We start from the raw sequence: 18,601 nt of genomic DNA on the forward strand, positions 1-18,601 counted from the left end.
ATGAGCGAGAACGCACTCACCCCCTCCGTCGGCGGCGCTGCCGCTCTCCCGGCCACCAGCCCCGCCAGCTTTGGCGGCGCGAAGGGCGTTGACGCGATGAAGGCGCGCTTCACCGGCTTCATCAGGCAGCCGGCGGTGGCGAAGAGCCTGCCGCTGTTGGGCTTGCTGGGCGTCGTCGCCATCGCGGGGGCCGCCTGGCTGGCGCTCCGCGAACCGCCGCAGCGCGACCTGTTCCGCGCCCTGCCCGATGCCGACAAGTCGGCGGTCGCGCAGGTGCTGGACCAGAACGGCATCCGCTACGACTTCGACAATTCGGGCGGCATGACCGTTGGCGAGGACGAATATTTCAAGGCGAAGATGATGCTCGCCGCTCAAGGCCTGCCCAAGAGCGCGCCCGACGGCAACAGCATGATCGACAGCCTGCCCATGGGGGCGTCGCGCGCCGTCGAAGGCGAAAAGCTGCGGTCGGCCCGCGAAATGGACCTCGCCCGCACCATCGAAGCAATCGACAGCGTGGAGAGCGCCAAGGTCCACCTCGCGGTCGAGCCGCCCAGCGTCTTCCTGCGCGAACGGTCCAAACCCTCTGCCTCGGTGATGCTGCGTCTGGCCTCGGGCCGTCAGCTGACCGACGCGCAGGTCAGCGCCATCGTGCATCTGGTCGCTTCGTCCATCCCGGAACTGAATCCGGAGGATATTTCGGTCGTCGACCAGAATGGCCGCCTGCTGAGCGATAATGACAGCAACGCCGCCGATGATCGCCAGCTGGCGATCCAGACCCGGATGGAGGACCGCTATCGCCAGTCGGTGATCGCGCTGCTGACGCCGATTTTGGGCGCGGGCAAATTTTCGACCGAGGTTCACACCGAACTGAACTTCGCCGAGCGGCAGGCGACCCGCGAAACCTATCCGCAGGACGAAGCGCGCCTGCGCACCGAAACCGGCAGCTGGCAGTCCGACCCGCGTGGCCAGGGCAATGGAACTGGCGGGGCTGCCGGCGAGGCGAGCGGCATCCCCGGCGCGCTCAGCAATCAGGCGCCGGTCAACCCGACGGTCAGCCAGACCAATCCCAATGGTCAGGCCGTGGCCCAAGGCGCCACCAGCGCGCAGACCGCTGCCCAGCCCGGCGCCCCGCCCAATCCGCTGATGAAGACGGAGGAAAGCTTCAACCGCAGCTTCGAGCTGGGCCGCGAAGTCTCCGTCACCAAGGACGCTATCGGCACGGTGAAGCGCCTGTCCGTCGCCGTCGCGCTCGACAACGGTCCGGACGGCAAGCCGCGCACCCCGCAGGAGATCGCAACCCTCGAAGCGCTGGTGAAGGGCGCGGTCGGTTTCGATCAGGCGCGTGGCGACGTGGTCGCCCTGTCCTCCCGCAGCTTCGCCAGGGCCGAGGAAGTCGTAACCCCCTGGTATGAGGCCGAATGGGTGTCGCCGCTGGTGCGCAATGTCTCGGCCCTGCTGGTCGCGCTGCTGGTGATCTTCGGCATCGGCCGCCCGCTCTTGAAGCGCCGCGCCGCCGCCCAGACCGCCGCCGCCGAGCAGGCGGTGGCCGAGGGCCAGAAGATCGGCCGCGAAATCTCGACCGAGATCACCCGTCAGGCGACGGTGAACCCCGACGGTTCGACGCCCGTGACGCTCGACATGATCTCCTCCACTTACGACTATGCCCAGCGCGCCGACCTCATCCGCAACTTCGTGAAGCAGGACCCGGATCGCGCCGCCCTGGTCGTCCGCGACCTTCTGAAGGAAGGGAAGAAGGAAAATGCCTGACGTTGCCGCCAATCCGGCGCTCAAGGGCAGCGCCGCCGCCGCCGTCCTGCTGATGCTGTTCGATGAGGATGAGGCCGCGCAGATCCTCTCCCGCCTGGAACCCGACGAAGTCCGCCAGCTCGGCTATGCGATGTATGATGTCGCTGACGTGCAGGTCGAGGAGGTCAATGAAGCGCTCGACCATTTCGTCACCAAGGCGAAGAAGCGCACCACCATCGGTTATGGCGCCACCCGCCATATCCGCGGCGCGATGACCAAGGCGCTGGGCGAGGAACGGGCCGAGAATATGCTCGCCCGCATCACCCCGCCGACCCGTTCGACCCAGCTGGAAATGCTGAAATGGATGGATGCCAAGGAAATCGCCACGCTGATCGAGGCGGAGCATCCGCAGATCATGGCGATCGTGCTCGCTCATCTGGAGGCGCCGATCGCCGCCGATGTGCTGCAATTGCTGCCGGTCGAATATCAGGAAGAGATCGTCTACCGCATCGCGACGCTCGGTCCCGTGTCGAACGAGGCGCTGGACGATCTGGAACAGCTCCTCCTGCGCGGCAACATGGCCAAGAAGCAGGGCGGCGCCTCGCAGCGCGGCGGCACGGTCGAGGCGGCGGCGATCATGAACAATGTCCGCAAGGACAATGAGCAGCGCATCATCAAGGCGCTGGCCAAGCGGGACAAGATGGTCGCCCAGACCATCGAGGAGGAGATGTTCGTCTTCGACAACCTCATCGACATGGACGACAAGAACCTCGGCACGCTGATGCGCACCGTCGACAGCGCCGTGCTGGTCGTGGCGCTGAAGGGCGCGAACGACATGCTGAAGGCCAAGATATTCGGGTCGATGTCGGCCCGCGCTGCTCAGGCCATATCCGACGAGATCGAGGAACGCGGGCCGATCCGCCTCGCCGAAGTGATCGACGCGCAGAAGCTGATCATCGGGACCGCGCGCCGCATGGCCGATGCGGGCACCATCATGCTGGGCGGCAAGGGGAACGACTTTGTCTAAGCTTTGGACCAATGCAGAGGTTGCCAGCATTCCGCTGGGCGGCATGGGTCAGGTGACGAGCGGCGGCTTCCGCAGCCTGTTCACGCCCGCGCATGCGCCCGGCCAGCCGGTGCACGACAGCGTTCCGGAAAGCGAAGAAGATGTGCTGGAACAGGCGCGGATCGAGGCCTTCGCCATGGGTTTCGACGAAGGCAGCCGCGTCACCGCGGAAGCCAATGCGGCCGATGTGCAAGCGCGCCAGCGGCTTGCCGAAGCGCTGGAACTGCTGGCGCCCGCGCCCAGCGGCATGCTGTCCACCATGCTTTCCGCCACGGTGGTCCGGTTGGTCGAGCAGATCGTGGGCGAGGTCGAGATCGACATCGCACGGCTGCTCCAGCGTTGCGACAGCGTCGCCGCCTTCATCGAAGCGAATGACGAGAAGGGCGCGCTGCACTTGCATCCGGAGGATATCGAACTGCTGGAAGGCGAGGAGATCGGCGTGAAGCTGGTCGCGGACCAGGGCATGCAGCGCGGCTGCGTCCGCCTCGAAACCGCTGACGGCTGGGTCGAGGATGGCCCGGATGTGCGTCTCTCCCGCCTGCGCGCCTTGCTGGACGATATGGAAGGAAAGGCATGATCCGCGCCGCGCTCGCCCAGGCGGAGACGCTGTTCGACCATATGCAGGTCCAGAACCGTGCACCCCGCCATGTCGGGCGGCTGGTCAGCCATGATGCGGGGATGCTGGAAGTCACTGGCTTCCGCCGTCCCATCGGCGCGGGCGCCCGGCTGATCGCATCGGACGGGACGATCTGCCGCGCCGAAGTCGTGGGCTTTCGCGGCGACAGGACCCTGCTGGTGCCGCTCGATGCCGACGCGCCGCTGGAAAATGGCGCGCGGGTCGAGCCGGATAGCCAGGCGACCATGGTGCAGGTCGGCGAAGGCCTCATCGGCCGCGTCATCGACGCCATGGGCCAGCCGCTGGACCGCAAGGGGCCGATCATCGCGGGCGGTTCGTGGCCGCTCAACGGCGTGAAGGGCAATGTGCTCGACCGGGGTCGCGTGACCGAGCCGTTCGATCTGGGCGTGCGCGCGGTCAACGCGCTGCTGACCGCCGGACGCGGCCAGCGCATTGCGATCATCGCCGGTTCTGGCGTCGGCAAGTCGGTACTGATGGGCCAGATGATCCAGGGCGCCGAAGCCGATATCGTCGTCGCGGGCCTGATCGGAGAGCGCGGCCGCGAGGTCAGTGACTTCCTGGAAACCAAGCTCAAGGGCGCGATGCACAAGAGCATCGTCGTCGCCGTTCCCGCCGATCATCCGCCGGTTCTGCGCCTGCGCGCCGCTGCCCGCGCCACCGCCATCGCCGAATATTTCCGGGCGCGCGGCAAGAAGGTGCTGCTGCTGATCGACAGCCTGACCCGCTGCGCCCATGCCCAGCGGGAGATTGGGCTGGCGTTGGGCGAGCCGCCCGCGATGAAGGGCTATCCGCCGTCCGCGCTGGCGCTGATCCCGCGTCTGGTGGAGCGGGCGGGCGTCGACAGCCGTAGCGGCGGCTCGATCACCGCGCTGTATACCGTGCTGGCCGATGGCGACGACACCGACGATCCGATCGTCGATGCCGCCCGCGCCATTGTCGACGGCCATTTCGTGCTGTCGCGCCATCTCTCCGAACAGGCGATCTTCCCGGCTATCGACATCGGCAAGTCGCTCTCCCGCGTCATGGCGGATGTCGTGCCGGACGAGCACCGGTTCGCCGCCTCCTCCTATCGCCGTCTCTGGGCCGCCTATGAGGAAAATCGCGACCTTATCCTGATGGGCGCCTATCGTCCCGGCAATGATCCGGTGATCGACGAAGCGGTGCAGCGGCGGCAGGAAATCCTCGACTTCATCCGGCAGGATCAGAAGAGCTTCATCGACCTGCCCACCAGCGCCAACGCCCTCATAGCCGAGTTCGGCGCGTGAAGGGAGAGGTCGCCCGCCGCCAGCGCGTGCTGCGCGTCCGCCATGTGCAGCATGCCATGGCCATGGCCGAAACGGCCCGTGCCCGCGACGAGGCGGAGGGCATTGCCCGCAATGCCGAACGGCTGCGCAATGTGCGCGACGATCTTTTTACGACGCAGGGCACGGCAAATGGCGCGACTTTTGCTTCCATGCAGGAACTGGCGGGCCGTCTGGAACAGGCGGGGCGTCAGCTGGATGGCGCGCTCTACGATGCGCGCCGCAAGGTGGAGGTCAAGGAAGGCCTCAGCCTCGCGGCCAATCGGGATCGCGAAATCGCCGTGAAACTCAAGGATCGCGCCCGCGCGGACCTGGAGGAATGGCGGGAAAACAAGCTCGCGGCCCTGCCGCGTTATCGCCGGATGCAGCGGACGGGAGATGTCTGACGTGAATATGCTGACCAGCCTCAAGGCTCTGCTCTTCTCCTCGGCGGCCCCGGCTGTGCCCACGGAAGGCGCTGGCGTGGCCGCGCCGGTGGAGGGCGCCGTCGATTTCGCCAGCTTGCTCAGTGGCAGGATGGATGCCTCCGCCGCGGCGGATATCTCCGGACTGCCGCAAGCTGTGGAACCGACCGAAGAAACCCATGGGGAAACCGCGCCGGACACCATCGCGATCGCGTTGCCGCCGGGCCTTGCGACCGCCCTTCACGCGGCACAGGGGCATCGCAAGGCCTCCCTGCCGCTTTCGTCGGGGCTCGTCCAGCGAAGCGACAGTCCAGCGCCTGCTGTCTCTGCCGATGCCGATCAGAAGCCTGAAACAGAGGAGGAAACCGCCGCGTCGGCGAACGGACAACCGGCCCGGCCGGAGGGAGGCATGGCCACCATGCCGATCCCGGCGCTTCCGGACCAACTGGCCATCTCGGTCGGGGAGCGGCCCCAGGCGATCCGCATCGCGGCAAAGCCGGTGCTGCATGAAACACAGCCTCTGTTTGCCGCGCCGATCACCGGACAACCGGACGAAGAGGCCGCGATCGGGCAGAGCGATGACCATCCTGCCGAGGATCGGTCGGAGGAGCAGCTGTCCTCGCCCATCGCGCCGACCCCGGTTCCCAATGGCGCGCCGCCAATGGCCTCCGCACAACCCGGTGTGGTCCCGCTCCCATCCCAGCCTGTCGCAACCGCGACTCCGCAGTCGACGGCGGCCGTGAAGCCAGCGCTGGAAAGCACTTCCCCGACGCCACCTGCCCCGCAATCAGCCACGCCCGATCAGTCCGGTCAGCCTGCTGCCCCGCCCGCCGACCCAACTGCTGCTTCCAGGGTTGCAGGCCGTTCCCCGGACAGCATCATTCCCGCCCCGGACGATGGCGCATTGGCGGCCGATGCCCCCATTTCAACGCTTTCCGTGACGCCGGACCAGCCGGTGAAATCCGAAGCGCTTGCCCTGCTTCAGATGGTGCGCGATCAACTCGCTGTCCGTCATTCGGGCACCCCTGCGCGCCCGGACGAGCAGGTCCCGGGCCTCGCCCGGAGCAAGGCGGAACGCGCGGCGCCCTCCATCGAAGCCGCACCGCCCGGTCAGGTCCAACCCTTGCCCGCCGACGCAGCGGTCCAGCCGCTGCCACCGCAGCCCGCATCCGGTGCCGTACAGCCCGCCGCTGCCACCGCCCCAGTCGTCGATCTGTCGGCCAGCCTTGGCGCGCAGGTGGTGGATATGGGCGTTTCCGGCCAGTGGATCGATGGCCTGGCCCGCGACATTGCCGGTCTGTCCGCCCATGGCGCGCAGGGCCGGTTTCAGATCAATGCGGATCAGCTCGGCCCGGTTCAGGTCGACATCCGGCAGGGCGCGGATGGCGCGGCCGTCAGCCTGACCGTCGCCAGCGAGGCCGCGGAAATGGCGTTGCGCCAGGACAGCGACCGGCTGCGCCTGGACGCGGGCCTTTCGGCCGTTCGCATAACCGACGTGAAGATCGAACGCGCGCCGCATGTCGCGGAATCGGCGCGGGCCGACAGCGCGGGCCAGCAATCCCCGCAACAGCAGCCATCCTCGCAACAGCCGGGGCAGGGCGCCTGGGCCAATGGCCAGAATATGGGCCAGTCGCAAGGCCAGGGCCGTTGGCAATCACGCGAAAATAGCGGCTTTGTCCCTAAAAATACCGCTGATCCTGCCGTTCTTGACCATGACGATACGCGCCGGGCGGGCCATGAGGCCCTACGCGCGCGCTATGCCTGAAATGCGGGATGACGGGGGATTTTCCGATGAGTGACGACGCCAAGCCGAAGAAAAAGAAGGGCGGTGGCATGAAGATGATCCTGCTGATCGTCATTGCCATGGTCGTGGGCGGTGCGGGGGCTGCCGGCGGCCTCTATGCCGCCGGCTTCTTCAATCCCAAGGCCGACGGACCCAAGGAGGAGCCGAACAAGCCCGTCCTCGTCCTGGCCGGCGAAAGCGCGGAGGACGTGGCCAAGGCCCATGGCGGCGGCGGCGGTGAAGGGGGCGAGGGCGGCCATGGCGGCGGCGCCCATGCCCCGTCGGGCGTGCACGTGCCCGCCAAGGGCATCGACCTGCCGACGCCGTCCAACCCGGCGGCCTATCAGGCGACCTATTTCCAGCTTCAGACGCCGTTCACGTCCAACATGTCGGATACCGACGCCTTCGCCCAGATTTCGCTCGCCATCTCGACCTATTATGACATGCGCGTGATCGAAGCGATCAAGACCCATGAGATGGCGATTCGCAGCCAGGTCCTGATGATGCTGGCCGAACAGCCGGTGGAGGCGCTTTCCACGCCGCAGGGGAAACGCGCGCTTCAGGGCAGGATCAAGGTCATAATTAACGACATTCTGAAGCAGAAGACGGGCTATGGTGGCGTCGATAACGTTTATTTTACAAATTTTGTTATCCAATAGCCTGAAAATACTAGGTTTTCTGCGACTTTTGCCGTCGCGTCATGCGACAAAACGTCGCATGAGAAAATTAACAGACGGAGTTTCCCTGCAGGTGCCTGCCCTCGATCATTCTTAAGATGGGTGGCAGGCAAGAAATGCCGGGCGGGGAGGTGAAATGGAGACGAGTGAGCCGCTCTAAGTCCCGGCGTCTCATATGTGATTGACTCTCGCCTCTCGTTTCGCCAGCGTTCCCAATATTCGAAGGGGGCGTTGATGGAGCAGAAGTTTCGGCATTCGATCAAATACACGAATGAGCAGCAGTTTACGCTCGCCGAGATCGCGGATAGCCTGCTGGCCCAAGATAAGTTGGTCCGCTATCTGCCGAAGATAATATCGGATGCTATACCGGGCCTCACGGTTGACGGTGTAAAAATCAGCCTCATCGATGCGGAAACTGGTAGCCTCAAAGAGGAGTTCCTCGTATCACTGTTCCTTGCATTTCAAGATGATTTGCAGTCTGAGGTTACAGATTTGGTCGAAGGTCTTACTGGGATGGCCATTCCAGAAAAATACGACACGATAGTAACCCTGCTCGTTATTCTCGTTGTTTTGTATGGGGCTAAGTTCGTTTATTCGAAGTTTAGAGGTGATCGTGAGAATCCGGCTTCGATCAACGGTGACTACAACAACGTTCTGAATATAACCGCAGACACTTTAAATATATCCTCTGACGCTCTGGACAGCGCGGTTCGCGGTGCGGTGCATCAGCAGCCTCAGCGCGACATAATAGACGCCGCGACCCGGTTCTTCAGGCCTGCCAAAAAGGGTGGCGGCGCTCCTGTGATCGCGGGAGGGCAAGAGATATCGCTGGGCGCGGTTAAGGAATTTCCTTCTGAGGCTTCCATGGCCGTCGATAGCGACACTCCGATAGAGCCCTATCCTGATGTTAGGATACAAATTTTAGCGCTCGACCGCCAAAAGCGCAGAGTAGGTTGGGCCGGTCGCTTCGTTGACAAGGAAATCCTTTCCGAGCGCCTTAGAATGGATCTGTATCCCACGGTCGATCTCGCGCCACTGAGCAAGGCTGAAGTCATCCGAGCCGATGTGATGGTCGAGTTTAAAGAGGACAAGGACGGAAACTTGATTCCGTCTCGCATCCATGTCGTGAAGGTCCATTCCGTAGAAATATAATCGGCAATCATGAGCCTCCCAGAAGGCGGAAGCCTGCTTGGTTTCATGCGATAAAACAATGCTTTAAGGTCAATGTCGCATGATCTTTGAGGCTTAAGTTGTTGTTTCTAAAGGATACAGGTTTAACGTTTATTTTACCAATTTCGTTATTCAATAGGGCTGCCTGAACGCGCGGGAAGTCCCTCGCCTGTGACGGCCGGGGACTGAAATGACCGACATTCAAGCCTACGCCTTCGGGCGGGGGGAAACACAGGCGCCGCTGATGCTGTCAGGGCTGGACCGGCTGGGCGAAAAGCTCGGCCGGCGGCTTCGTGCCCTGATCGAGCCGATTGCCGGGGTCCGTCCGCATGTCGTCGCGCAGGACGCGCGAGGGCTGGAATTCGCCGCCTGGGGCGCCGAGGTGCCCGCTTCCGCCAGCATCAGCGCCTATCGGCTTGCTCCGCTGAAGGGGCAGATATTGCTGCGCATGGACGCGGTGATGATCTCGACCCTGGTGGATTGCTTCTATGGCGGCATCGGCAATCGCGCACTGCCGCCGCGTGGCGAGTTCACCCCGACCGAAGACCGGCTGATCGCCCGCATCGCCGATGCCTTCATCGCCCGGCTGGTGGAATGCTGGGGCGACATGATCGGGCTGGACGCGGGCCTTGTCGTGCGCGAAACCGGCATCGGCTTCGCGTCGGCTGCGCAGCCGGGCGAGCAGATGGTGTTGCAACGCTTCCTCATCAGCATCACCCGCGATCAGGAATGGCCGATCGACCTGCTCTTCCCGCTGGCTTCGCTGCGCGCCGTCGAGCCGCTGATCGGGTCCCGCGTGCCGCTCGATGCGGAACATGCCGATCCGGTGTGGCAGACCCGCATCGCTGCGCGCATGCGCGATATCCGCCTGCCCGCGCGTACCGTGCTGGCGCGCCCCAATCTCTCGCTGGCGGAGCTGATGCAGCTCAAGGCCGGCGACATCATTCCCGTCACCATCAACCGCAGCCTGCCACTGATCGTGGGCGACCGCGTCGTCGCCCATGGCTCGATCGGGGAACAGGACGGCCGCGCTGCATTCCAGATTGAAAAGCTTGCACAGGAACCCGGACAATGAGCGATATGAGTGAAGCCCCGCGCCTCGACGGCATGGGCGAAGACGGCATCAGCCGGATGGTGAACAACCGGCAATTCCGCCTGCTGGCGGACATTCCCGTCCGCATGTCGGTGGAGGTCGGATCGACTTCCCTGCGTCTGGCGGAGGTCATGGACCTGGCCGAAGGCAGCGTGGTGGAACTGGACCGTCAGGCCGACGATCTGCTGGACATCATGGTCAACGGAGCGCTGATCGCCAAGGGCGAGGTGGTGACGGTGAACGGCCGCTACGGTATCCGCATCGTGGAGATCGCCGCGACCGAAACCCGTCTGGCGGGCGTCGAACGGCGGGGTTGAGGCCAGGCGGTTGATATTATTGCTTGCCTTGCGCGCCAATCTCTCGGAACGGATGACGAATTAACCATAGTCGCGGAACAGCCCAATGATCTGGTATTTCGTCAAGCTGCTGATTTTACTGCCCCTGGTTGGCGGCATGGCCTTTGGCGCGCTGTGGCTGTGGCGCAAATATCAGCCCGGCATGATGGTCGGGCAGAATGATCGCTCGTTGAAAGTGCTGGAAGCACTGCCCATGGGCACCTTCGGCAAGCTTGCCGTGGTGGAGTTCGAGGGGAAGAAGATCCTGCTCTCCGTAACGCGGGGCCGGATCGAGAAGATCGCGGAAGGCGATAGCTATCGTGCGGGGCGCTGAATTGCCCATTACCGTCAGACCCGCCTGCGCGGGAATGACCAAATTTGCGATGGTTGCGCTGCTGCTGGCGGCGCTCTTCTTTACCGTCCCCGCCTTCGCCCAGGCTGCGCCGGCCGCTGTCGACAATGGCGGCGCGCTGACCCGCGCCATGGGCCAGATTTCCGGCGACGGCCGTTCGCTGTCGCTCAGCCTGCAAATCCTGATCCTCATGAGCCTGCTGACGGTGTTGCCGTCGCTGATACTCATGATGACCAGCTTCACCCGCATCATCATCGTCCTGTCGCTGCTGCGGCAGGCGCTGGGCCTGCAACAGACCCCGCCCAATCAGGTGCTGGTGGGCCTGACCCTGTTCCTGTCGCTGTTCGTGATGCGGCCCTATGTCGACCAGATCAACGCCCAGGCGTTCGATCCCTATGGCAAGGGGCAGATTCCGATCGAGGAAGCCGTGGGCCGTTCGGGCAAGATATTGCACGGCTTCATGGCCAAGCAGACGCGCGAAACCGACCTGAAGCTGTTCGCCAATCTCGCCGAAGCGCCCGCCTTCCGCTCACCCGCCGACATCCCCTTTTCGATCCTGCTGCCCGCCTTCGTGACGTCGGAACTGAAGACCGCGTTCCAGATCGGCTTCATGATCTTCCTGCCTTTCCTCATCATCGACCTTGTCGTCGCCTCCACGCTGATGGCGCTGGGCATGATGATGCTCTCCCCCACGATCATCTCCATGCCGTTCAAGCTGCTGCTGTTCGTGCTGGTCGATGGCTGGGCGCTGACCATGGGGTCGCTTGCCGGCTCCTTCGCGACTTGAGGGCAGGGCGATGGAAAATGCCGATTTCTTCATGGGACTGGCGCAGCAGGCGCTGTGGATCACGGCGCTGGCGGCGGCGCCGATCCTGATTCCGGCGCTGATCGCGGGCGTCGTCATCGGCATGGTGCAGGCGGCGACGTCCATTAACGAACAGACGCTGGCCTTCATCCCCAAGATCATCGTCGTCGGCGCCATGCTGGTGCTGTTCGGCGGCTCCATCATGGTGCTGATCGCCGACTTCACCCGCGAGATTTTCGAGCGCATCCCGGACCTGCTCCAATGATTGCGCCGGGCTTCGCCAATGTGGAAGTCCAACTTTGGATATGGCTGATCGCCATGATCCGTCCCGGCGCCGCGTTCATCGCCGCGCCGGTCTTCGGCGCGCCCGCCGTGCCGCTGCAACTGCGCCTGATCCTGTCGCTGGCGCTCGGCATGGCGGCGCTCAACAGCGTGCATATCGTGCTGCCCGCCGATGGCGTGGCCAGCTTCCAGGGCGTGATGCTGGTCGCGGGCGAAGTGCTGGCCGGACTCGCCATCGGCTTTGCGGTGCAGATCGGCTATGCCGCCGCGCTGGTCGCGGGGGAGGCGATCGGCAACACCATGGGCCTCAATTTCGCGGCGATGGTCGATCCCTCCTCGGGGCAGGCGACGCAGGCGGTGGGCCAGTTCCTCTCGATCCTCTCGACCTTCCTGCTGCTGGCCATGGATGGCCATCTGATGCTGGTGAGCTTCGTGGTGCAAAGCTATCAGGCGCTGCCGCCGGGTGGCGCGATGCTCAGCAACGATGCGATCTGGCACCTGATCGAATTCGGCGGCGCCCTGCTGGGCGCGGGGGTGACGATCGCGCTGCCGGTCGGCTTCGCGCTGGTGCTGGTGCAGATCGTCATGGGCATGCTGGCCCGTACCGCGCCCGCGCTCAACCTGTTCGCCGTCGGCATGCCGGTGGCGCTGATGGCGGGCCTCATCCTGCTCGCCGTCACCGCGCCGATCATGGGCGAGGGGATCACCGCCGCGCTCAAGGCCGGGCTGGACCAGGCCCAGACCATAGCGGAGGGGCACTGACCATGGCGGAGAGCAATGGCGGCGGCGAAAAGACTGAAAAGCCGACAGCCAAGAAACTGAAGGACGCTGCAAAAAACGGCGACATCCTCCAGTCCCGCGATCTCGCGACGGCGCTGGTCGTCATGGCGGGAATCGGCTGGATCGCCGTCACCGGCCCGTCGATGATCGAATCCCTGTCCGATATGCTGGTCGAGGCGCTGCGCTTCCGGCGCGAGGATATCGTGAATTTCGCGCCGGCCGACCGGGGCTTTGCGCTGCTGTCCGGCATCGCCCTGCCGGTCGGGGGCATTTTGCTGGCGACCCTGCTCGCGGCGATCGCGGGTCCCGCGCTGTTGGGATCGCTCGGCTTCCGGCCGGGCGCCTTCGCGCCCAAGGCCTCGAAACTCAATCCCGCCGCTGGCCTGAAACGGATGTTCGGGCTTCAGGGCCTGATCGAACTCATAAAGTCGGTCGCCAAGGTGTCGCTGCTCGGCGCGATCGGCGTCTGGATGATCTGGGATCGCCTGACGCAGATTGTCGGGCTGGGCAAGGCGGGGCTCGCGCCCGCCATGTCCGACCTTGGCAACATGTTCATCATGACCTGCCTGGTAATGGCGGGCGGCCTGTTCCTGATCGCGGGCATCGACGTGCCTGCCCAGCTCATCCAGCGCTCCAGGCGGCTGTCGATGACCAAGCAGGAGATCAAGGACGAGCATAAGGAAAGCGAAGGCTCGCCCGAACTCAAGGGCCATATCCGCCGCAAGCAATATGAGGTGCTGAGCGGCTCCACGCGCAAGGCGGTGGCCGAGGCCAGCGTGATCATCACCAACCCGACCCATTTCGCGGTCGCGCTGCGCTACAAGCCGGGGCAGGACGGCGCGCCCATGGTGGTCGCGCGCGGCTGCGATGCGATCGCCGCCGCCATTCGCGAGCTGGCCGACCAGAATGGCGTGACCGTGCTGCAATATCCCGACCTTGCCCGCGCCATCTACTTCACCTCGCGGGCGGGCCAGATCGTCAATGAAGGGCTTTACATGGCCGTCGCCACGGTCCTCGCCTTCGTCTTCCGCGTCGAAAACCGCATGGCGGGCGAGATGGACCGGCCTTTCATCACCGTGCCGGATGATCTGCGCTTCGATGCCGAAGGCAGGAAGATCGTGGATGCTTAACTGAGGTTTAGGGGTTCCTGTCCGTATATTGTTCATGGGGACGCATTAGGATGATGCGTCATGAACGACTATTTTTCGCGGAACGGGATTTCGCCGGTTGAAAAGCGCGCCACGCGCGCGCCTTCCGCCGTGTCCGCCGTTCAACCGGTTTCCTCATCGGCAACGGTTCACCGGGACGGCGGGTCGACGGCGCAGGCCGCCATGGACGATCAGGCCACGCCGGAGGAGCGCATCGCCAGCAACGCCGAATATGCCAGGGTGCATGCGCGCATCGCTGACATTCTGGCCGAATTGCGCGCGGACGATAGTACGGTCACGGTCGACGGCGCGGCGGAGGAAATCCGGTCGATGCTGCCTGCCCCGCAAGTGCTGGTGCCCTTGCCGCCGGCTTCGAAGGAGGCCGTGGAAAGCGCCATCCGCATCGCCAGGCGAATCGCGGAGCAGGCCTCCCATGCCCGCGCCGCCCAGGCCAATATCCGGCAGGGCGCCGTCGACCAGATCGTGGCATTGGCTATTTGAATCCCCGCTTCCCGTTTTCGGGGAGCCTGTGAAAATCATTCCTAAAGGTCTTGGGCCTAGGGCCGTTCTCTCTTCTGAAAGGACGGCCCATGACTTCGGTGAGCAGCAGCATCTTGACGGCGCTTGGCGCGGGATCGGGCATCGACACCTCGTCGCTCGTCTCCAGCCTGGTCAGCGCGGCCAAGGAGCCCAAGCAGACGGCGATCACCAGCCGGCAGACGCTGAACAGCGCGCGCATCTCTGCTCTGGCCTCCGCTTCCAGCTCGCTCGACAGCTTTGCCGATGCGCTCAACAGCCTGTTGGCGGGCACCGGCTATTCGGGCACGCCTGCCTCCAACGATGCCAGCATCGCTTCCGTCAGCGCGCTGCCGGGCGGCACGCCCTCGGGCCTGCCGGCGCAGATCGTGGTCAATCAGCTCGCCTCGGCGCGGACCTTGGCCTCGACGCCGGTTGCGGGCGCCACGTCCGGCACCGCCGTGGGCGAGGGGCAGCTGACCTTGACGGTCGGCAGCCAGAGCGCCACCATCACGATCGATTCGACCAACAACAGCTATGCCGGCCTTGCCGCGGCGATCAACAATGCCGGGCTGGGCGTCTCCGCATCGGTCATCACCGACACGCAGGGCACGCGGCTGGTGATGAAGGGCGCGACCGGCGCGGCCAATGATTTTTCGCTGGCCAGCGTATCGGGCACCGATCTCGCCAAATTCGCATGGGCGGGCACGGACAGCGCCACCATGGCCTCTGCCGGAGAGCCGAGGGACGCCATCATCCTGCTCGACGGGGTCGAGCAGCATTATGCCGGCAACACGATCGATAGCGCGATCCCCTATCTGCGCATCGATCTGAACAAGGCGTCGCCCGGCACCAGCGTCACGCTTGCCACGACCGAGCCGACGACGTCGATGCGCGACCTGATGGTCGAATTCGTCGATGCCTATAACACGCTGATGAAGGCGCTGAACACGGCGACGTCCACCGGCACGGACTCCTCGACCGCCGGGGTGCTGAACGGTGAATCGTCCATCCGCGACATGAAGCGGCAATTGTCGCAGATGGTGTCGACCCAGCTGACCTCGACCGGCACCTACAAGACGCTGAACGATCTGGGCGTCAGCACCAATCGCGACGGCACGCTGACGCTGGACACCAAGCTGCTGGACAAGGCGATCGCCGCCGATCCGACGGCGATCACGCAGATGCTGAACCCGTCGGTCAAGACGGCCACCAATATCGGCCTGGCCGGCCTGATGGACAGCGTGCGCGACAATATCCAGAAGGATGGCGGTCCGCTCGCCACCTCGCAGGATAAATACAAGGCGCTGGCGGACGATCTGACCGAACAGCTCGACAAGCTCGACACGCAGATGACGGATTATCAGGCGCAGCTGACCAAGGTCTATTCGGCCATGGAAACCCGGCTGTCCGCCCTCAAGGCTACGCAGAGCTACCTGGAGCAGCAGGTGGCGCTGTGGTCCAAAAGCGACAATTGATGCAAAAGGGTCAGGAAGATCATGTTCTATAATCAGGGTGGCTTCGGGGGTACGGCAGCGGCGCGGCGTTATGCGGCGGTCCATTCGGGCAGCCGGATCGAGGGCGCGACGCCCCATGCACTGGTGAAGGTGCTGTTCGACGAACTGCTGCTGGCGCTGGATGCCACGGCGCTGGCCGAACGCAATGGCGACCGGATCAAGGTGTCGGACAAGCAGGCCCGCGCCATGTCGATCCTGTTCGCGCTCGAATCGAGCCTGGACTTCGACAAGGGCGGCGACATCGCCATGGGCCTGGCGCAGATCTATCGCGAAGCCCGCCGCCTGCTGCTGGCCGGGGCCAAGGAGCGCGATGCCGGGCCCGTGGATCAGGCCCGCGTCATGGTCGGCGAGATTGCCGAAGCATGGAACCAGATTGCGTAAAGGCTGGGGTTGCGCCCTTCGGGGCGCCCTTGTATAGGCAGCGCTCGCAAAGGGCGGCCCGGCGGGGGCCGCCTTTTTGCGTTTCGGAACCTGTATACATCAGCCCAGAAAGGGAAGGCCCATGTCGATTACGCCGCTCATGCCCGTTTACCCCCGGTGCGATGTACGCCCGGTCCGAGGCGAGGGCTGCTACCTGATCGGGGAGCGCGGCGAGCGCTATCTGGATTTCGCCAGCGGCATCGCGGTCAACCTGCTGGGCCATGGCCATCCGAAACTGGTCAAGGCAATCGCCGATCAGGCCGCGACGCTGATGCACACCTCGAACCTTTACGGCATGCCGCTGGGCGAGAAGTTGGCGCAGCGTCTGGTCGACACGACCTTTGCCGATACGGTGTTCTTCACCAATTCGGGCGCCGAGGCGGTGGAGTGCGCGATCAAGACGGCGCGCCGTTATCACTACGCCAATGGCGAGGCGCACCGGCACAAGATCATCAGCTTCGACAATGCCTTCCATGGGCGGACGCTGGGGACGATCTCTGCCACCAGCCAGCCCAAGATGCGCGACGGCTTCGAACCGCTGTTGCCCGGCTTCACCGTGGTGCCGTTCAACGATCTGGCGGCCGCGACGGCCGCCGTCGATGACGACACCGCCGGTTTCCTGGTGGAAACGGTTCAGGGCGAAGGCGGCGTGACCCCGGCGACCCAGGAATTCCTCGCCGGGCTTCGCAAGCTGTGCGACGATCAGGGGCTGCTGCTGATCCTGGACGAAGTGCAGTGCGGCTATGCCCGCACCGGCACCTTCTTCGCCCATGAGCAATATGGCCTGACGCCCGACATCATGGCGGTGGCCAAGGGCATCGGCGCGGGCTTCCCGCTGGGCGCCTGCCTCGCGACGGAGGAAGCGGCCAAGGGCATGGTGTTCGGCACCCATGGGTCGACCTATGGCGGCAATCCGCTGGCCATGGCCGTCGGGCTGACCGTGCTGGAGGAAGTGCTGGGCGATGGCTTTCTCGACCATGTGAAGGCCATGGGCAACCGCCTGCGCGCGGCGCTGGAACAACTCATCCCCAATCATGACGGCATGTTCGTGGATGTGCGCGGCATGGGCCTGATGCTGGGCGTGAAGATGCACGATGATTATGATGCCCGCAATTTCGTGGCGCATCTGCGCGACCATCACGGTCTGCTGGCCGTGTCGGCGGGACAGAATGTCGTGCGCATCCTGCCGCCGCTCGTGATCGAGGAAAGCCACATTGCCGAGTGCATCGAGAAGCTTTCGGCCGGCGCGCGGAGCTTCGGGGAGGCCTCCGCGGCCTGAACTAACCTCCGTTCGCCCCGTCTGGATGAGGCGCATGCCTTGTCCAGATGGAGGAGGGCCGAACGGACTGAGGGGATATTCCTCATGACCAGACATTTCCTGAATCTGAGTGACGCGGGCGGCGATGCGATCGCCGCGATGATAGCCGACGCCATCGACCGGAAGGCCGCGCGCCTGGGGCAGCCCAGGGGCAAGGCCGACGCGGACGCGCCGCTGGCCGGCCACACGCTGGCGATGATCTTCGAGAAGAATTCGACCCGGACCCGCGTCAGCTTCGACATGGCTATCCGCCAGCTTGGCGGCACCTCCCTGATCCTGGACGGCGCGACCAGCCAGCTTGGCCGGGGCGAGACGGTGGCCGACACGGCACGCGTGCTGAGCCGCATGTGCGACGCCATCATGATCCGCACCGACGATCATGCGAAGATCGAGGAGATGGCGCATCATGCCAGCGTGCCCGTCATCAACGGCCTCACCGACCTGTCGCATCCCTGTCAGATCGTCGCGGACCTGCTGACCGTGGTGGAGCATGGCGTGGCGCTGCCCGGCAGCCAGTGGGCCTGGCTGGGCGACGGCAACAACGTCCTCCATTCGATCGTGGAAGCGGCGGGCCTGATGAAGTTCGACGTCCGCATCGCCGTGCCCGAAGGCTATGATCCCGATCCGTCCTTCGAAGATGAAGCCCGCGCGCTCGGCGCGGCCATCACCCGCACCCGCGATCCGCAGCTGGCGGTCAGCGGCGCCGATATCGTCGTCACCGACACCTGGATATCCATGGGCCAGGCCCATGCCGAAGAAAAGCTGGCGGCGATGATGCCCTATCAGGTGACGCCCGCATTGATGGCGCTGGCCAGGCCGACCGCGAAGTTCCTCCATTGCCTGCCCGCCCATCGCGGCGAGGAAGTGGTGGAAGCGGTGATCGACGGGCCGCAATCGGTGATCTGGGACGAAGCGGAAAACCGCATCCATGCCCAGAAGTCGGTGCTGCTCTGGGCGCTCGGGCGGCTTGGGTGAGTTTGGGAGAGGGCAAGTCGCAGGCAGTGTCCGGTTTTGGGCAGAAGAAGATATTCCCCTCCCGCAGGCGGGAGGGGTTAGGGGTGGGCGCGAGCGAAGCGAGCTTCCGGACTAACCGTTGCAAATCGCCGCCGATGTCGCGCCAGCCCACCCCCTAGCCCCCTCCCGCTTGCGGGAGGGGGAATGGCCGCAATCCACAATCCCCCCTCTCCGCCCGATCCGCGCCGGGTTTGCAAGCGGGCTCATCGCCCCTATCTAAGCGCCTTTGCATGACTG

The 18,601-nt window shown here is 64.7% G+C and carries 20 protein-coding genes; all 20 read left to right on the top strand.

Annotated features, from left to right (window positions below; genetic code table 11):
• The 20 genes from fliF (at window position 1) to argF (ending at window position 18,325) form a co-directional block, all read left to right on the top strand.
• Window positions 1–1,767: a flagellar basal-body MS-ring/collar protein FliF gene (gene fliF / locus RUH75_RS11785; RefSeq protein ID WP_313806063.1), complete on the top strand. Its 1,767-nt coding sequence runs from the start codon at window positions 1–3 to the stop codon at window positions 1,765–1,767.
• Window positions 1,760–2,773, top strand: a complete 1,014-nt coding sequence (fliG, locus tag RUH75_RS11790) for a flagellar motor switch protein FliG (protein ID WP_313806065.1) — start codon at window positions 1,760–1,762, stop codon at window positions 2,771–2,773. The genes fliF and fliG overlap by 8 nt, the downstream gene beginning before the upstream one ends.
• Complete coding sequence (locus tag RUH75_RS11795; RefSeq protein ID WP_313806067.1) at window positions 2,766–3,389, top strand: FliH/SctL family protein; 624 nt, start codon at window positions 2,766–2,768, stop codon at window positions 3,387–3,389. The genes fliG and RUH75_RS11795 overlap by 8 nt, the downstream gene beginning before the upstream one ends.
• Complete coding sequence (locus RUH75_RS11800) at window positions 3,386–4,714, top strand: FliI/YscN family ATPase (RefSeq protein WP_313806069.1); 1,329 nt, start codon at window positions 3,386–3,388, stop codon at window positions 4,712–4,714. Before RUH75_RS11795 ends, RUH75_RS11800 begins: the two co-directional genes overlap by 4 nt.
• On the top strand, window positions 4,711–5,136 hold the full coding sequence (locus RUH75_RS11805; RefSeq protein ID WP_313806071.1) for a hypothetical protein: 426 nt from the start codon (window positions 4,711–4,713) through the stop codon (window positions 5,134–5,136). Before RUH75_RS11800 ends, RUH75_RS11805 begins: the two co-directional genes overlap by 4 nt.
• Entirely contained in the window at window positions 5,129–6,919 is a 1,791-nt protein-coding gene (locus RUH75_RS11810) for a flagellar hook-length control protein FliK (RefSeq protein WP_313806073.1), read from the top strand. The genes RUH75_RS11805 and RUH75_RS11810 overlap by 8 nt, the downstream gene beginning before the upstream one ends.
• A 26-nt stretch (window positions 6,920–6,945) precedes the next feature.
• Window positions 6,946–7,596 (top strand): flagellar basal body-associated FliL family protein, encoded by a 651-nt coding sequence (gene fliL, locus RUH75_RS11815; protein WP_313806075.1) that lies wholly within the window; start codon window positions 6,946–6,948, stop codon window positions 7,594–7,596.
• A 252-nt stretch (window positions 7,597–7,848) separates the two neighbouring features.
• Window positions 7,849–8,766: a hypothetical protein gene (locus tag RUH75_RS11820; protein WP_313806077.1), complete on the top strand. Its 918-nt coding sequence runs from the start codon at window positions 7,849–7,851 to the stop codon at window positions 8,764–8,766.
• Window positions 8,767–8,974: 208 nt separating this feature from the next.
• Complete coding sequence (locus tag RUH75_RS11825; RefSeq protein ID WP_313806079.1) at window positions 8,975–9,859, top strand: flagellar motor switch protein FliM; 885 nt, start codon at window positions 8,975–8,977, stop codon at window positions 9,857–9,859.
• Complete coding sequence (gene fliN, locus RUH75_RS11830; RefSeq protein ID WP_313806081.1) at window positions 9,856–10,194, top strand: flagellar motor switch protein FliN; 339 nt, start codon at window positions 9,856–9,858, stop codon at window positions 10,192–10,194. The genes RUH75_RS11825 and fliN overlap by 4 nt, the downstream gene beginning before the upstream one ends.
• 85 nt (window positions 10,195–10,279) lie before the next feature.
• Window positions 10,280–10,546, top strand: a complete 267-nt coding sequence (locus tag RUH75_RS11835; RefSeq protein WP_176591926.1) for a FliO/MopB family protein — start codon at window positions 10,280–10,282, stop codon at window positions 10,544–10,546.
• 34 nt (window positions 10,547–10,580) lie between these two features.
• Window positions 10,581–11,351 (top strand): flagellar type III secretion system pore protein FliP, encoded by a 771-nt coding sequence (fliP, locus tag RUH75_RS11840; protein ID WP_313806084.1) that lies wholly within the window; start codon window positions 10,581–10,583, stop codon window positions 11,349–11,351.
• Window positions 11,352–11,361: 10 nt separating this feature from the next.
• Window positions 11,362–11,634, top strand: coding sequence for a flagellar biosynthesis protein FliQ (gene fliQ, locus RUH75_RS11845; RefSeq protein WP_025548552.1), 273 nt, complete (start codon window positions 11,362–11,364; stop codon window positions 11,632–11,634).
• Window positions 11,631–12,413, top strand: coding sequence for a flagellar biosynthetic protein FliR (gene fliR, locus RUH75_RS11850; protein WP_313806090.1), 783 nt, complete (start codon window positions 11,631–11,633; stop codon window positions 12,411–12,413). Before fliQ ends, fliR begins: the two co-directional genes overlap by 4 nt.
• A 2-nt stretch (window positions 12,414–12,415) precedes the next feature.
• Window positions 12,416–13,561, top strand: a complete 1,146-nt coding sequence (locus tag RUH75_RS11855) for a flagellar type III secretion system protein FlhB (protein WP_313806092.1) — start codon at window positions 12,416–12,418, stop codon at window positions 13,559–13,561.
• A gap of 60 nt (window positions 13,562–13,621) precedes the next feature.
• Window positions 13,622–14,080, top strand: coding sequence for a hypothetical protein (locus RUH75_RS11860; RefSeq protein ID WP_313806094.1), 459 nt, complete (start codon window positions 13,622–13,624; stop codon window positions 14,078–14,080).
• A gap of 89 nt (window positions 14,081–14,169) precedes the next feature.
• Entirely contained in the window at window positions 14,170–15,573 is a 1,404-nt protein-coding gene (fliD, locus tag RUH75_RS11865) for a flagellar filament capping protein FliD (RefSeq protein ID WP_313806096.1), read from the top strand.
• 21 nt (window positions 15,574–15,594) lie between these two features.
• On the top strand, window positions 15,595–15,993 hold the full coding sequence (fliS, locus tag RUH75_RS11870; RefSeq protein WP_313806098.1) for a flagellar protein FliS: 399 nt from the start codon (window positions 15,595–15,597) through the stop codon (window positions 15,991–15,993).
• 121 nt (window positions 15,994–16,114) lie between these two features.
• Window positions 16,115–17,311 (top strand): aspartate aminotransferase family protein, encoded by a 1,197-nt coding sequence (locus RUH75_RS11875; RefSeq protein ID WP_313806100.1) that lies wholly within the window; start codon window positions 16,115–16,117, stop codon window positions 17,309–17,311.
• A gap of 84 nt (window positions 17,312–17,395) precedes the next feature.
• Complete coding sequence (argF, locus tag RUH75_RS11880; RefSeq protein WP_313806102.1) at window positions 17,396–18,325, top strand: ornithine carbamoyltransferase; 930 nt, start codon at window positions 17,396–17,398, stop codon at window positions 18,323–18,325.
• Window positions 18,326–18,601: the final 276 nt, after the last annotated feature.

It is taken from the genome of Sphingobium sp. (assembly GCF_032153725.1).
Taxonomy (GTDB): Bacteria; Pseudomonadota; Alphaproteobacteria; order Sphingomonadales; family Sphingomonadaceae; genus Sphingobium.

Coding starts and splice junctions, on each gene's coding strand:
- RUH75_RS11835 (WP_176591926.1), top strand. CDS start 10,280: ATGATCTGGTATTTCGTCAAGCTGCTGATTTTACTGCCCCTGGTTGGC.
- RUH75_RS11810 (WP_313806073.1), top strand. CDS start 5,129: ATGTCTGACGTGAATATGCTGACCAGCCTCAAGGCTCTGCTCTTCTCC.
- argF (WP_313806102.1), top strand. CDS start 17,396: ATGACCAGACATTTCCTGAATCTGAGTGACGCGGGCGGCGATGCGATC.
- fliF (WP_313806063.1), top strand. CDS start 1: ATGAGCGAGAACGCACTCACCCCCTCCGTCGGCGGCGCTGCCGCTCTC.
- RUH75_RS11875 (WP_313806100.1), top strand. CDS start 16,115: ATGTCGATTACGCCGCTCATGCCCGTTTACCCCCGGTGCGATGTACGC.
- RUH75_RS11800 (WP_313806069.1), top strand. CDS start 3,386: ATGATCCGCGCCGCGCTCGCCCAGGCGGAGACGCTGTTCGACCATATG.
- fliR (WP_313806090.1), top strand. CDS start 11,631: ATGATTGCGCCGGGCTTCGCCAATGTGGAAGTCCAACTTTGGATATGG.
- RUH75_RS11860 (WP_313806094.1), top strand. CDS start 13,622: ATGAACGACTATTTTTCGCGGAACGGGATTTCGCCGGTTGAAAAGCGC.
- fliQ (WP_025548552.1), top strand. CDS start 11,362: ATGGAAAATGCCGATTTCTTCATGGGACTGGCGCAGCAGGCGCTGTGG.
- fliD (WP_313806096.1), top strand. CDS start 14,170: ATGACTTCGGTGAGCAGCAGCATCTTGACGGCGCTTGGCGCGGGATCG.
- fliG (WP_313806065.1), top strand. CDS start 1,760: ATGCCTGACGTTGCCGCCAATCCGGCGCTCAAGGGCAGCGCCGCCGCC.
- fliL (WP_313806075.1), top strand. CDS start 6,946: ATGAGTGACGACGCCAAGCCGAAGAAAAAGAAGGGCGGTGGCATGAAG.
- RUH75_RS11855 (WP_313806092.1), top strand. CDS start 12,416: ATGGCGGAGAGCAATGGCGGCGGCGAAAAGACTGAAAAGCCGACAGCC.
- RUH75_RS11825 (WP_313806079.1), top strand. CDS start 8,975: ATGACCGACATTCAAGCCTACGCCTTCGGGCGGGGGGAAACACAGGCG.
- fliS (WP_313806098.1), top strand. CDS start 15,595: ATGTTCTATAATCAGGGTGGCTTCGGGGGTACGGCAGCGGCGCGGCGT.
- fliN (WP_313806081.1), top strand. CDS start 9,856: ATGAGCGATATGAGTGAAGCCCCGCGCCTCGACGGCATGGGCGAAGAC.
- fliP (WP_313806084.1), top strand. CDS start 10,581: ATGACCAAATTTGCGATGGTTGCGCTGCTGCTGGCGGCGCTCTTCTTT.
- RUH75_RS11820 (WP_313806077.1), top strand. CDS start 7,849: ATGGAGCAGAAGTTTCGGCATTCGATCAAATACACGAATGAGCAGCAG.